Annotated in this window: 12 protein-coding genes; 5 read left to right on the forward strand and 7 right to left on the reverse strand. The window is 68.9% G+C overall.

Going from position 1 to position 13,987, the window contains the following annotated elements; genetic code table 11:
• The first annotated feature begins 84 nt into the window (after positions 1–84).
• Entirely contained in the window at positions 85–1,629 is a 1,545-nt protein-coding gene (locus CHB64_RS02520) for an amidase (RefSeq protein ID WP_159462385.1), read from the forward strand.
• A gap of 211 nt (positions 1,630–1,840) precedes the next feature.
• On the opposite strand, the gene rho is transcribed toward CHB64_RS02520, so the two are convergent.
• From rho to hemE, 3 genes are all read right to left on the reverse strand, one after another.
• Positions 1,841–3,103 (reverse strand): transcription termination factor Rho, encoded by a 1,263-nt coding sequence (rho, locus tag CHB64_RS02525; RefSeq protein WP_183234001.1) that lies wholly within the window; start codon positions 3,101–3,103, stop codon positions 1,841–1,843.
• A 447-nt stretch (positions 3,104–3,550) separates the two neighbouring features.
• Positions 3,551–3,997 carry a protoporphyrinogen oxidase HemJ gene (hemJ, locus tag CHB64_RS02530; protein ID WP_089410999.1) on the reverse strand — a complete coding sequence of 149 codons (447 nt, stop codon included), beginning with the start codon at positions 3,995–3,997 and terminating at the stop codon, positions 3,551–3,553.
• Positions 3,990–5,051: a uroporphyrinogen decarboxylase gene (gene hemE, locus CHB64_RS02535; protein ID WP_089411000.1), complete on the reverse strand. Its 1,062-nt coding sequence runs from the start codon at positions 5,049–5,051 to the stop codon at positions 3,990–3,992. The genes hemJ and hemE overlap by 8 nt, the downstream gene beginning before the upstream one ends.
• A gap of 385 nt (positions 5,052–5,436) precedes the next feature.
• Here hemE and CHB64_RS02540 point away from each other — a divergent pair, with 385 nt between their 5' ends.
• From CHB64_RS02540 to coaE, 4 genes are read left to right on the forward strand one after another with little or no spacing between them, the layout of a single operon-like run.
• Positions 5,437–6,318, forward strand: coding sequence for a pyruvate, water dikinase regulatory protein (locus CHB64_RS02540; protein WP_089411001.1), 882 nt, complete (start codon positions 5,437–5,439; stop codon positions 6,316–6,318).
• An 11-nt stretch (positions 6,319–6,329) separates the two neighbouring features.
• Positions 6,330–6,926 carry a Maf family protein gene (locus CHB64_RS02545; RefSeq protein ID WP_089411002.1) on the forward strand — a complete coding sequence of 199 codons (597 nt, stop codon included), beginning with the start codon at positions 6,330–6,332 and terminating at the stop codon, positions 6,924–6,926.
• Between the two features lie 15 nt (positions 6,927–6,941).
• Positions 6,942–7,802: a shikimate dehydrogenase family protein gene (locus CHB64_RS02550; RefSeq protein WP_089411003.1), complete on the forward strand. Its 861-nt coding sequence runs from the start codon at positions 6,942–6,944 to the stop codon at positions 7,800–7,802.
• Complete coding sequence (coaE, locus tag CHB64_RS02555; RefSeq protein WP_089411004.1) at positions 7,799–8,401, forward strand: dephospho-CoA kinase; 603 nt, start codon at positions 7,799–7,801, stop codon at positions 8,399–8,401. The genes CHB64_RS02550 and coaE overlap by 4 nt, the downstream gene beginning before the upstream one ends.
• An 11-nt stretch (positions 8,402–8,412) precedes the next feature.
• On the opposite strand, the gene egtD is transcribed toward coaE, so the two are convergent.
• The 4 genes from egtD to CHB64_RS02575 form a co-directional block, all read right to left on the reverse strand.
• Positions 8,413–9,390 carry an L-histidine N(alpha)-methyltransferase gene (gene egtD, locus CHB64_RS02560; RefSeq protein WP_089411005.1) on the reverse strand — a complete coding sequence of 326 codons (978 nt, stop codon included), beginning with the start codon at positions 9,388–9,390 and terminating at the stop codon, positions 8,413–8,415.
• Complete coding sequence (gene egtB, locus CHB64_RS02565) at positions 9,383–10,684, reverse strand: ergothioneine biosynthesis protein EgtB (RefSeq protein ID WP_089411006.1); 1,302 nt, start codon at positions 10,682–10,684, stop codon at positions 9,383–9,385. Before egtB ends, egtD begins: the two co-directional genes overlap by 8 nt.
• Before the next feature lie 495 nt (positions 10,685–11,179).
• On the reverse strand, positions 11,180–13,072 hold the full coding sequence (locus CHB64_RS02570) for a M2 family metallopeptidase (RefSeq protein WP_089411443.1): 1,893 nt from the start codon (positions 13,070–13,072) through the stop codon (positions 11,180–11,182).
• 298 nt (positions 13,073–13,370) lie between these two features.
• Positions 13,371–13,904 carry a retropepsin-like aspartic protease family protein gene (locus tag CHB64_RS02575; RefSeq protein ID WP_159462386.1) on the reverse strand — a complete coding sequence of 178 codons (534 nt, stop codon included), beginning with the start codon at positions 13,902–13,904 and terminating at the stop codon, positions 13,371–13,373.
• Between the last annotated feature and the right edge of the window lie 83 nt (positions 13,905–13,987).

Below are 13,987 nucleotides of genomic sequence, written 5' to 3' on the forward strand. Positions count from 1 at the left end.
GCGCTTGGTCGGGCGCCCGGCTTGGGCGACGATCCGCGCGCGCCGGGGCGCCGGGGCGACGGCGAGCGACGAAGACAGGGGAGGATGATGGCGGACGACATGGAGCGCCCGCGCGGGCGCGCGGCAGCGGGACTCACCCGGCGCGCGGCGCTCAAGGCCGGGGCGGCGATGGCGGCCGCGCTCGCCGCGGCGGGCTGCGGACGCGAGGCTTCGCGCGGCGCCCCGTCGGGGCCGGACGATCTTGCGCGGCTCGATGCGACGGCGCTTGCAAGGCATATCCGCGAGGGTCATCTGACGGCGCGCGAGGCCGTCGAGGCCGCGGCCGCGCGCATCGCCCGGCTCGAAGACCGCCTCGGCGCCTTCGCCGCCCTCGACGTCGAAGCCGCGCTCGACCGGCTCGACGGGGCCGATCCGGCGGCGCCGCTTTACGGCGTTCCCTTCGCCATGAAGGACCTCAACGAGTATCCCGGCCTGCCCTTCCGGCGCGGCTCGGCGCTTTTCCGCGACGCCATCGGCCAGACCATGACCGCCTACACCGCCCGGCTCGACGCGGCGGGGCTCGTCACCCTCGGCAAGAGCCAGACGCCGGAGTTCGGCCTCCTGCCGACGACGGAGCCGCTGGCCTACCGCCCGACCGCCAATCCGTGGGCGCTCGGACATTCCGCAGGCGGATCGAGCGGCGGAGCGGCCGCGCTGGTCGCCGCGCGCATTCTGCCCGTCGCGCAGGCGAGCGACGGCGGCGGTTCGATCCGCATTCCGGCCGCCTGCTGCGGCGTTTTCGGCCTCAAACCCAGCCGCGGGCGCTTTCCCGATCAGGGAACGGGCGGGCGCGCCTTCGATCTCGCGGTCAAGCACGCAGTGAGTCTGAGCGTGCGCGACAGCGCGTTCCTGCTCGCCCTGACCGAGCGCGAGGACGGCCCGCACGCGCCCGTCGGCTTCGTCGCGCCGGCGGCGCTCGCGCCCCTGAAGATCGCCGTCAGCCTCAAAGACGGCGCCGGCCGCCGGCCCGATCCCGCCGTCGCCGCGGCGGTCGAAGAGGCCGCGCGGCTGCTCGAATCCATGGGCCACGAGATCGTCCCGGTCGAGACGACGCCTTACGAGTTTCCCGGCGGGGCCGACGCCTTCAACGCGGTCTGGGCCCATGGCGCGGCGCAGATCCGTCAGCTTGCGGCGCAGCTTGCCGGCGCCCCGCCGGAACGGACCGGCGTTCTCGAGCCCTTCACCTTGGGCCTGGCCGCCGCGTTCGACGCGCTCGGCGAGACCGGCCTCGCCGAGGCGGTCGGCCTTCTCGATCGCTTCGCGGCGCAGACGGTCCGCTGGCTCGAGGATTACGACGCCTGGCTGACCCCGGTTCTGGGCGCGCCGCCGGTCCGGCTCGGGGAAGTCGCCGGCGACGTTCCCTTCGACGCGCTGGTCGAGCGGCTCGGGCGCTACGCCGCCTACACGCCCATCCACAACGTGGCCGGAACGCCGGCGATGTCGGTTCCCTTCGCCTGGACCGAAGACGGCCTGCCCGTCGGCGTGCAGCTGTCGGCCCGCCCCGGGGCGGACGCGCTCCTGCTCCGGCTCGCCTACGCGCTGGAGGAAGCCCGTCCGTGGGCGGATAAAATCCCGCCGCTCGCGGCGTAGGGGGTTTGAGCGAAGCGCCGTTCGCCAAACTCGCCATGCTTCGCGACACGCTTGATTGCATCGCTTTGGCATTGAGTCGCCCAAACGCCAACCGCCCCGACTTGCGTCGGGGCGCAGCCGATAGTTTGCTCGACGGGTCGGTCTCGCCGGAACGGGCGGGAAGCGGTCTGCGTCGAGGCCGCGATCGGGTCGATCGGGGCGCTTCCTGAAACTACGTATTCATCGACTCGAAGAAGTCGGCGTTGGTCTTGGTCTGCCGGAGCTTGTCGAGCAGGAACTCGATGGCGTCCGACGTGCCCATGGGCGCGAGGATGCGGCGCAGGACGTAGACCTTCTGGAGCTGGTCCTTCGGCGTGATGAGCTCGTCCTTGCGGGTGCCGGACTTGAGAATGTCCATCGCCGGGAAGACCCGCTTGTCGGCGACCTTCCGGTCAAGGACGATCTCCGAGTTGCCGGTGCCCTTGAACTCCTCGAAGATGACCTCGTCCATTTTCGAGCCGGTGTCGATGAGCGCCGTGGCGATGATGGTCAGCGAGCCGCCCTCCTCGATGTTGCGCGCCGCGCCGAAGAAGCGCTTCGGGCGCTGCAGCGCGTTGGCGTCGACGCCGCCGGTCAGGACCTTGCCCGACGACGGCACCACCGTGTTGTAGGCGCGCCCCAGGCGGGTGATCGAGTCGAGCAGGATGACCACGTCGCGCCCGTGCTCGACGAGGCGCTTGGCCTTTTCGATCACCATCTCCGCGACGGCGACATGGCGCGCGGCCGGCTCGTCGAAGGTCGAGGAGACGACCTCGCCTTTCACCGAGCGCTGCATGTCGGTCACTTCCTCCGGGCGCTCGTCGATAAGGAGCACGATGAGATAGCACTCGGGATGGTTCGCCGCGATCGAGTGGGCGATGTTCTGCAGGATGACGGTCTTGCCGGTGCGCGGCGGGGCGACGATGAGCGCCCGCTGGCCCTTGCCGATGGGCGCGACGAGATCGATGACGCGGGCGGTCAGGTCCTTCTTCTTGCCGACGTCCTCGACCACCTCCATCTTCAGCCGCTCGTCCGGATAGAGCGGCGTCAGGTTGTCGAAGTGAACCTTGTGGCGCGCCTTTTCCGGGTCCTCGAAATTGATGGTCGAGACCTTGAGCAGCGCGAAATAGCGCTCGCCGTCGCGCGGGCTTCTGATCTCGCCCATGACGGTGTCGCCGGTCCGCAGCGCGAAGCGGCGGATCTGCGAGGGCGAGACGTAGATGTCGTCCGGGCCGGGCAGATAGTTGGCGTCGGGCGAGCGCAGGAAGCCGAAGCCGTCGGGCAGCACTTCCATCACGCCGCCGCCGGTGATCTCCACCCCGCGCTCGGCGAGCTCCTTGAGGATGGCGAAGAGCATGTCCTGCTTGCGCAGGGTCGAGGCGTTCTCGACCTCGAGATCCTCGGCGAAGGCGAGCAGCTCGGTCGGCGACTTCGCCTTGAGGTCGTCGAGGGCCATTTTCGACGGCAGGGAGACTTCGGCGGTGACAGACATGATGCGCCTCGGAATATGCGCCGCGTGCTCGCGCAGACGGCGGTCGCTGTGTTTTTGGAACGGGTGCGGCGCGCGTCTCGCGGAGCGGCGCTCTCAAGGAAAGGCGGGTTTTCTCCTGATATAGGCGAAGTCGGCCCGGCGTCAATCGGGACGATGAAGGGTCAGGGGTCAGGGATTAGAAACATGCGTCGTCCCGGGCGCAGTGCAGCGCGCAGCGATGCAATGCAGACCCGGGACCGCTTTCGACCTGCGCCGAGTCCAGCCGAACCCGATCCCGGATCTGCGGCGCGTCATTTCATGCCGCGCCGCACCCGGGATGACGAAGAACCACGCGCCCGGGATGACGGCGCTGCCGATCCGGGATGACGGAATAAACGCGCTGCACGGCCGCCTGGATAGCCCGTTTCGTTGTCAAAACGGCCGCACGATCACCATGATTACGGCCAGGATGAGCAGCAGGAACGGGACCTCGTTCATCGCTCGCCAGAAACGCGCCGTGCGGGGCCGCTCGCCGCGGGCGAATTTCTTCTGCGCATTGGCGTAAAGCCCGTGGATCGCCGAGATCGCCAGCACCGCGGCGAGCTTCACCTGAAACCAGCCCTGCGACAGAAGCGCCGGATTGGCGTAGAGCATGACCCCTGCCAGAACCCAGACAAGGATCATCGACGGATTGACGATCCCCTTGAGCAGACGGCGCTCCATCACGACGAAATGCCGCTCGGCCTCCCCGCCTCGTTCGGCCTCGTGATGGTAGACGAACAGCCGGGGCAGATACATCATGCCCGCCATCCAGGCGATGACGAAAGTGACGTGGGCCGCCTTGATCCACGGATAGGCCGCCAGAAGCGCCTCACGCATCCTTCCAGTCTCCCGAGCGCAGATAGTCCACGAGCGCGGCCACATGCGCGGGCGGCGTTTCCGGAACGAGCCCGTGGCCGGTGTTGAAGACGTAGGGAACGCCGGCGAAGGCGCGCAGAAGCCGCCGCGCCGCCGCGCGCATCGCCGCGCCGCCGGCGACGACCGCCAGCGGATCGAGCCCGCCCTGGAGGACCGCGCAACCGGCGAGGTTACGCAGCGCCCAGTCCGGCGGCGTCGCCGTATCGAGGCCAACGGCGTCGCATTCCTCAAGCGCGGCGTAGGCCTCCAGGAGCGCCCCGGCTCCCTTGGGAAAGAAGATCACCGGAACGCCCGGGCGCGCAGCTTTCACCTTCGCCGCGATCGCCCGCATCGGCTCGACCGACAGGGCGCGCGCCGCCGGCTCCGGCAGGCCCCCGGCCCAGCTGTCGAAAAGCTGCACCGCGTCCGCGCCGGCGTCGATCTGGGCGATCAGATAATCCGCCGTGCGCGCGACGAGGAGATCGATCAGCCCCTCGACGAAGGCCCGTTCGCCATACCAGCGCGCGCGCAGGGCGGAAGGATCGCGCGACGGCCCGCCGGCGAGCATGTAGGTCGCCACCGTCCAGGGCGCGCCGGCGAAGCCGATGAGCGCCTTCTCCGGCGCCAGCGCGGCGCGCGCGCGGCGCACGGTCTCGAACACCGGCGCCAGCGATTCGAGAACGTTTCGTTCTCGGAACGCATCAAGCATCGCCGGGGTCATCGCCGGGGCGAGCCGGGGGCCTTCGCCCTCGACGAAGGAAAGATCCTGCCCCAGCGCATGGGGGATCAGCAGGATGTCCGCGAACAGAATCGCCGCGTCGAGATCGAAGCGCCGCACCGGCTGAAGCGTGACCTCGCAGGCCCGCGTCGGATCACGGCACAGATCGAGAAAGGAGCCCGCCTCCTCCCGCAGCGCGCGATATTCCGGCAGATAGCGTCCCGCCTGGCGCATGAACCAGACCGGAGGTATGGCCGTCCGCTCGCCCTTCAGCACGCGAACGAGCAGCGGCTCGGGTCTCGGCCCTTGATCGGTCATCCCGTTAACCTTCTCTTAATCTTTCTTAAAAAAGTATGAATCCAAAGGTAGGGCTGGATATTGCGGAAAAGGGCCCGCGCCGGATTTTTCCCGTCATACTCCTGCTGATTTTCCCCGGAGCAAGCCTACGGACGGACGTTTCAAGCATGACGTGGAAATCCGTTCCATGCGACGGATTCTTCAGGAATAATTTTCCCCCCGTTTTCCTCGATCCGGCCGGTTTGCACAGGAGCGGGAAAAACGGTCGGACCGGCTTGCGCAGAGGTTGTTTTCCCGGTCTGCTGGGCGCCGCACGGGCGCCGCGGGCCGGTTTTCAAGGCGCGCGGGCGGCCCGCCCGCTTTTGCGGGCGTTTTCAACAGGATGTCGACAGGCCCGCGGGCAGGCATGGCGGTGAAAGAACAGAATCTGGCGGCGCGGTCGCAGGAGCGCTCCCCATGCGCGCCGCTGGCGACGTGGTTTCACGTCCATCTCGTATCGGATTCGACCGGCGAGACGCTCTCGACCGTGCTCAAGGCGGTGATGGCGCAGTTCGCGCCGGCCAAGCCCCTCGAGCACATGTACGCGCTTATCCGCTCGAAGGCGCAATTGGAGCGCGCGCTCGCCGGCATCGAAGCCGCGCCGGGCCTCGTTCTCTACACCATCGTCGATCCCGAGCTGCGGCGCATTCTCGAAGCGCGCTGTTCGGAGCTCGCCGCGCCCGCCGTGCCGGTGCTCGATCCGCTTCTCGAAGCGATGGCTGACTATCTCGGCCTCGAACAGGCGATGCGCACGGGCGCCCAGCACGAAATGAACGAGGCTTATTTCCGCCGCATCGCCGCGCTCGACTACACGCTCGGCCACGACGACGGGCAGGTCGCGTGGGATCTCGAGCTCGCCGACGTGGTGCTGGTCGGGGTAAGCCGGACCTCGAAGACGCCGACGGCCATGTATCTGGCCAATCGCGGGGTGAAGGTCGCGAACGTGCCGCTCGCGCCGGGGGTCGAACCGCCGGCGGCGCTGTTCTCCCTGCGCCGGCCGCTGATCGTCGGCCTCGTCGCCTCGCCGGAGCGGCTGGCCCAGATCCGCGCAAGCCGGCTCGGGGCGATGAACGCGACCGACCGCGCGCCCGACTATTGCGATCTCGAGGCCATCCGGGCCGAGGTCCTCGCCGCCAAGCGGCTGTTTGCGAAGCACCGCTGGCCGGTGATCGACGTCACCCGCCGCTCGGTCGAGGAGACCGCGGCGGCGATCCTGACGAAGCTCTCCGCGCGGCGGAACGAATCCTGAGAAAGCCTTTCATGCCGCGCCCCATCGTTCTCGCCTCCGGCAGCGCCATCCGCGCCCGCATTCTGAAAGACGCGGGCCTCGCCTTCGAGATCGTCCGGCCCGAGACGGACGAAGCCGCGATCAAGCGCGCCGGCATCGCCGAAGGGCTCGACATCGAAACGCTGGCGATGCGGCTCGCCGAAGCCAAGGCGCGGGCGGTCCGCGCGCCGGCGAGGGCGCTCGTCGTCGGCGCCGACCAGATCCTCGAATTCGAAGGGCGCCCCTACGACAAGCCGGCTTCGCTCGCCGAAGCGCGCGCGCGCCTGAAAGAATGGCGCGGCAGGACCCATACGCTCATCAACGCCGTCGCGGTCGCCGAAGACGGGGCGATCGTTTTCCGCCATCTCGATCGGCCGCGGCTTTCCATGCGCGCGCTGACGGACGGCGAGATCGACCGCTATCTCGAAGCGGCGGGCCCCGGTATTCTGGCGAGCGTCGGCGCCTATCAGGTCGAGAGCCTCGGCGCGCGGCTGTTCGATCGCATCGAGGGCGATTACTTCGCCGTGCTCGGGCTGTCGCTCTTGCCGCTGCTGGGCTTTCTGCGCCGGGCCGGCGCCCTCGATTTCTGAAGCGGAGAGACCGTGATGTCCGACCCGGCTGATCGCCCGCGTCTCGCCGCCGTCATCGGCTGGCCGATCGGCCATTCGCTCTCGCCCGCGATCCACCGCTTCTGGGCGGAGCGGGAGGGCGTCAACGCCTATTATGTGCCGCTGGCGGTCGAGCCGTCCTATGAAGCGTTCGCGCGCGCCTGCGACGCGCTCGCCGGGCTCGGCTTCGCAGGCTGCAACGTCACCCTTCCGCATAAGGAGGATGCGCTCGCCTATGCCGTGCGGGCGAGCCGGCGGGCTGCGGCCGCCGGCGCGGCGAACATGCTCACTTTCGGCCCTGACGGCGCCGAGGCCGACAATTCCGACATTCCCGGCTTCGCGCAGGCCTTGCGCGAGGCGTTGGGCGAAACGGCGCCGGGCGGCAAGGCCGTCGTACTCGGCGCCGGCGGAGCCGCGCGCGCCGTCGTGCTCGCTCTCGCCGAAGCGGGCTATGGCCCCATCCTCGTAGCGAACCGCAGTCCGCAGAAGGCCGCGCAGGTCGCAAGCCTCGCCGCGGCGGGCGAGGCCGTTCCGTGGTCGGAACGCGCGAAGGTCCTTTCCGGCGCGAAGGCCCTCGTCAACGCGACCAGCCTCGGTATGGCCGGCGCGCCGCCGCTCGACATCGCGCTCGACGCGCTGCCCGACGACGCGGTCGTCGCCGATCTCGTCTATGCGCCGCTTGAGACCGACCTTTTAAGGCGCGCCCGCGCGCGCGGTCTCGCCGCCGCGGACGGGCTTTCCATGTTGATGCACCAGGCCGCTTTCGGCTATCGCGCCTGGCTGGGAAGGGAGGCGAAGGTCGACGGCGCCCTGCGCGCCGCGCTGGAAGCGGCGATCGCGCGGAGGCGACGGCCATGATCGTCGTCGGCCTCACCGGCTCCATCGGCATGGGCAAATCGACCGTGCTCGGCATGTTTCGCGCGCTCGGCGCGGCGACCTGGAGCGCGGACGAGGCCGTGCACAGGCTTTACGCCGAAGGCGGCGCGGCCGTCGGGCCGGTCGGAACGGCCTTTCCCGAAGCGGTCGCGGGCGGCGCGATCGACCGCATGCGCCTGTCGAAGATCGTGATGGACGACGCGGAAAAGCTCGCCCGCCTCGAAGCGATCGTTCATCCGCTCGTCGCCGCCGACCGCGCGGCTTTCCTCGAACGCGCCCGCGCGCAGGGGGCGAAGATCGCGGTTCTCGACGTGCCGCTTCTGTTCGAGACCGGCCAGGAAGGCGATTACGACGCGGTGGTCGTCGTCTCCGCGCCGGCGGAAATGCAGCGCGCGCGGGTGCTCGGCCGTTCCGGCATGACGGCGCGGAAACTCGACGCCATTCTCGCCCGCCAGACACCGGACGCGGAGAAAAGGCGGCGCGCGGACTATGTGATCCTCACCGACAAGAGCTTCGATGCGACCCGCGGCGAGGTCGAGATCGTCCTCGCCGATCTTTTCACCCGCTTCGGGCAGGCGTGAGAAACTCGAGCCTACGCTTCGAGCAGATGCAGGCTGAATAGCCGGCCCTCGTCCGTATAGCGCGCTTTCGAGGAAAAGCCGGCGGCGCGGGCGAGGGCGGCGAATTCCTCGAGGCCGTATTTGTGGGAGTTCTCCACATGGATGCGCTCGCCGTCGGCGAAGGAGAAGACGCGCCCGCCCGCGCGGGCGCGCTGCGCGCCGCGGGCGACGAGATGCATCTCCACGCGGCCCGCTTCGGGATTCCAGCGCGCCTCGTAGTCGAAGCGGGCGAGATCGAAATCGCCGCGGAGCTCGGCGTTGGCGCGCGCGAGGATGTTCTTGATGAAGGCCTCCGTCACGCCGGCCGCGTCGTCATAGGCCGCTTCGAGCATGGCTGGGTTCTTCTTCAGGTCGACGCCGACCAGCATCAGCCCGCCGGGGCCGAGTCGGACGCGCCAGGCGCCGAGCAGGGCCTTCGCTTCGGCCCGCGAGAGATTGCCGATGGTCGAGCCGGGAAAGAAGCCGATCCGCCGGCCCTCCGTATGGGGAAGATCGAACGGCGCGGCGTAGTCGGCGCACAGCGCGACGACGCGAAGGCCGGGATAGTCCGCGGCGATGCGCGCCGCGGCCGCGCGCAGATGCTGCCGGCTGACGTCCACCGGCATATAGGCGCCCGGCCGGTCGAGCCGGTCGAGCAGAATGCGCGTCTTGACGCTCGAGCCGGAGCCGAGCTCGACGAGCGCTGCGTGCGGGCCGGCCGCCGCGGCGATTTCGCCGGCGCGCGCCTTCAGGAGCCGCGTCTCCGTGCGGGTCGGGTAATATTCCGGCAGCGTGCAGATCTCGTCGAACAGGGCCGAGCCGCGCGCGTCATACAGAAAGCGGCAGGGCACGGCCTTGTCGCGCCGGCTCATGCCGGCGAGGAAGGCTTCCTCGAAGCTCTCGTCGCGCGCGGCGAGGTCGATGAACTCTACGGCGGGCGTCGCGGCGGGGCGGGGAGCGGGTTTAAGCATCGTCGGCGAGCCTTATGCCGGAGAAAGCCCAGCGCGCGCCAGGCGGGAAGAAGTTGCGATAGGTCGCGCGGATGTGGGCCGCGGGGGTGACCGCCGCCCCGCCGCGCAGCACCATCTGGCCGGACATGAACTTGCCGTTATACTCCCCGACCGCGCCGGCGGCGGGCCTGAAGCCAGGATAGGGCGTATACGGAGACTGCGTCCACTCCCAGACGTCGCCGAACATCTGCCGCAGGCCCGCGTCCGGCTTCGCCGGCAGGGGATGAAACGCGCCGGCCTCGCGGAAATTGCCTTGCGCGGCGGCCCCGTCCGGCAGGCGCGCGGCCGCCGCCTCCCATTCGGCCTCGCGCGGCAGGCGCCGGCCCGCCCAGCGCGCGAAGGCGTCGGCCTCGTAATAGCTGACATGACAGACCGGCTCGACCGAGTTCATGGGCTGCTCGCCGGCGAGGGTGAAGACGCGCCAGCCCCCGTCGTCGTCGCGCCGCCAGTAAAGCGGCGCGGTCCAGCCCTCGGCGCAAACGGCCGCCCAGCCGTCCGACAGCCACAATTCGGGCCGCTCATAGCCGCCGTCCTCGATGAAGGCGCAATATTCCGCATTCGTCACGAGACGATCGGCGAGCCGGAAGGGTTCGAGCCAGGCCTTGTGACGCGGGCTTTCGTTGTCGAAGGCGAAGCCGTCTCCGTCATGGCCGATTTCGTACAGTCCGCCCTCGAACGATTCCCAGCCCATGGGAGCGGCGCTGCGCGCCTCGTGCGGCGCGTAGGGCCGGTAAGCGGGCTTCAGGGGGTTCATCGAGAAGACGTGCTTTATGTCCATCAGGATCAGCTCCTGATGCTGCTCTTCGTGATGGAGGCCGAGCTCGACCAGCGGCGCGGCTTCGGCCCACGTCGCAGCCGGCGCGGTCTCGATGAAGCGCGCCATCGCGCCGTCCACATGCGCGCGATAGCGATGGATGTCGGCCAGGGCGGGCCGGGTCAGCAGCCCGCGCTCCGGGCGCGGATGGCGCGCGCCGACCGCCTCGTAATAGGAATTGAACAGATAGCCGTAGTCGGGATCGAAGGGCGCGTAGCCGGCGGCCGACGGCTGGAGGATGAAGGTTTCGAAAAACCATGTCGTATGGGCGAGATGCCATTTCGTCGGGCTGACGTCGGGCATCGACTGGACCTGCTGGTCCTCCGCCGACAGCGGCGCGGCGAGCGTCATGGCGTCGGCGCGGACCCGCTCGTAGCGCGCGCGCCAGGCGGCGCGATCGTCAGGCGGGGGAAGCGGCGAAGGTCGGGAAAGGAGCGGCATGATTGTCTTTCCGGGGGGCCTCTTTCGGCCCCTGCGCTGCCGGGGGCGACATTAAAGAGGACCGGGGCGCGAGATGCAAATGAATCAGGTGCGGGAAAAGGCGTTGCTCAAGGGTCTGATCGAGGGGCCGGGCGTGGCGGTTGCGTCAATTCATCCGTAGGCGAATCGACTGGGCGGCTGGAATCGGCGCCGGCGGGCGGGCGTCGTCCCGGCCGCGACGGGCCTTCGGCTCCATGGCGGCGGGCGAAAGCGGGCGGGATCCGCGCGCCGGCCGGGACGACAGGGCGAGCCTAACCGGAAAAGGTGACAGTTTTTGTCAGCAGGGCGGGGCGCAGAAATTGGAGATTAAAGGCCTTCGTCGTCCCGGATGCGGCGGGACTCGGCGCCTGCCGCGCGCGATCCCGGGTCTGCATCGCATCATCGATGATGCTGCAATGCGTCCGGGACGACAGGCCCTCTTCCTAATCCCTAATCCCCAATCCCTCACCCTTGGCGCTACCAGCCGCACTGGCGGTCGGCGTTCTGTTCTTTCAGCCAGTCCATCAGCGGGGCGAAATATTCGACCACCGCCGAGCCGTCCATTTGGCGCGAGCCGGTAAAGGCCTCGAGCGCTTCGGGCCAGGGCCGGGAGGCGCCCATCTCCAGCATGGCCTTGAACTTCTCGCCGACCTCTTTCGATCCGTAGAAGGAGCACCGGTGCAGCGGGCCTTCCCAGCCGATCTGGTCGCAGGCCGCCTTGTAGAACTGGAACTGCAGGATATGCGCGAGGAAATAGCGCATATAGGGCACGTTGTTCGGCACGTGATACTTCGAGCCCGGATCGAACGCGTCCGCGCCGCGTTCGGCCGGCGGGCGGATTCCCTGATACTGGGTCCTGAGCGCCCACCACCCGTCATTGTACTGATCGGGCGAAAGCGCGCCGGAAAAAGCCTGCCACCGCCACTTGTCGACGACGAGGCCGAAGGGCAGGAAGGCGATCTTGTCGAGCGCGCGGCTCATCAGGAGTCCGAGATCTGCGTCGGCGTCCGGGACCTCCTCGATGAGCCCGATCTGCTTGAGATATTCCGGCGTGATCGACAGCGCGATCATGTCGCCGATCGCTTCGTGGAAGCCGTCATGGGCGCCGGCGCGGTGGAGCGTCGACTGCTCCTTGTAGGCGCGCTGGTAGAAATTGTGGCCGAGTTCGTGATGCAGCGTGCGGAAATCCTCGGCGTTGACCTTGGTGCACATCTTGATGCGCAGATCGTCCTTGTCGTCGAGATTCCAGGCCGAGGCGTGGCACACGACCTCGCGCCCTTCCGGCTTGACGATCTGCGATCGTTCCCAGAAGGTCTCGGGCAGCGGCTCGAAGCCGAGGGAGGCGAAGAAGGCTTCGGCCGTGCGCGTCATTTTCTCCGGCGTGTAGCCCTTCTCGACGAGAAGCGCGTCGAGGTCGATCGGCTCGCCGGCGCCTTCCGGCGCGACGATGTCGGCGAGCGGCGCCCAGGACTGCGCCCACATATTGCCGAGCAGGTCGGCGCGGATCGGCTGGTCGAGGGGGACGACCGCGTCGCCGTAGCGCTCGTTGAGCTTGGCGCGCACATGACAGTGCAGCTCGTCGTAAAGGGGCTTCACCTGGCCCCATAGCCGGTCGACCTCCTCGGCGAAGGCGTCCGGCTCCATGTCGTAGCCCGAGCGCCACATCTCGCCGACGTCGGAGAAACCAAGCTCGCGCGCGCCTTCATTGGCGATCTCGACGAGGCGCACGTAATCCGCCTTCATGGCCTTGGCGACCTCGCGCCATTTCGTCCAGACCTCGGCGAGCTTGGCCGGGTCGCGCAGGGTCCGCATCAGGACTTCGGTTTCGTCCTGGGGCACGGTCTCGCCTTCGAACTCGATCTTGCCGGTCGAATAGACCGCGCTGAGCCGCGTCGTGATCTCGGCGAGCTCGCCGGCCGCGCCTTCCGCGGTCGGCGCCGGCAGGGTGATCCCGGCGCGCACCATGTCCATCTTGCGCTTGAGGTCGGCGGGCAGGTCCAGGCCGTCGAAGCGTTTCGTTTCGTTGGCGAAATCGACTGCGACCTGGGTGAGCTTTTCGCTCATCTGGGTGGCCAGCCAGTTGGTGTCGTAATTGATGTAGGTCGCCTGCACCCAATAGGTGCGCGCGGCCGCCTCGTTAAGCTCGGCGTAGGTCTTCTCCACCCGGTCGATGAAGGCGCGCGCGTCCTCGACCGTGGCCGGCCCGGCCGGCGCCTCCTTCGGCCCGTAGGCGCGGGGCGCTTCGGCCCCGTCGGCGAGGGACCCGCCGGGGGCGGGGGTTTCGTTCTGGCCGCCGCAAGCCGCGGCGAGCGCGAGCGCGGAGACGGTCGCAAGCGCCCCGACGGCGCGGCGGAGAGCGAATAGACGCATGAGGATCACCCGAAGTTGCTTTTCTGTCCCGAAGTTTGGCCGGGACGGTAAAGCAAGGCGCGGCGAAGGGCAAAAGGGGCGGCGAGGGGGCAGGGATTGGGGATTAGGGATTAGGAAGAAGGGCCCGTCATCCCGGGCGCATTGCGGCATCTTCGATGATGCGATGCAGACCCGGGATCGTGCGCGGCAGGCGCGGCGTTTGCGGACAGCGGTCCCGGACCAGCAGCGCCGCGCCGCGCGCTGCGCCGCATCCGGGACGACGCACGTCTCTAATCCCAAATCCCCAATCCCTGCCCGCTCACCCGCGCAGGACGAGCTCGCCGCCGCGGGCTTCGACGCTGTCGAGCCGCGACAGGAAGCTCATGCCGAGCAGGTTGATCCCCAGCTGATCGTCGGCCAGCACGAAAGCCTTGACGTTCTCCACCCGCAGGGGGCCGATCTCGATCGCGTCGACATAGACGAGCGCGGCCCTGGTCTCGCCGTTCGCGGTGCGCACCGGATGGGAAAAGTCCGTCCACGCCGTATGGATGCCTGCGGCGCGGGCGTCGGATTCGCGCAGGGCCACGAAGCCCGCGCCCGTATCCACCAGAAACGGCGCCGGCGCGTTGTTGACCGCGGCGGTCACGTAGAACTGCTGGTCGCGCGCGGCCGGCACGCGCACCTCGTCGACGAAGCCGGCATAGACGTCGGAAAGGCGTCCCGGCGCGGCCGCCGCGAGCCGCGGCGGATTCGCGTTCGTCTCGGCCGCGCCGGGCGCGGCGTCTTCGAACTGGCGCACGGCGCCGATGGAAAGAAGCACGACGGCGACTGCGGCCGCGATTTCTGCGCGCATGGATCGGGTCCTTCCTCGCGCGACAGGCTGGCGCATTCCGGTTAAGGAAGAACCGACGGGCGTGGTTAACGGGAGGCTTCCGC

This window comes from Amphiplicatus metriothermophilus (assembly GCF_900199215.1).
Classification (GTDB): Bacteria; Pseudomonadota; Alphaproteobacteria; order Caulobacterales; family Parvularculaceae; genus Amphiplicatus; species Amphiplicatus metriothermophilus.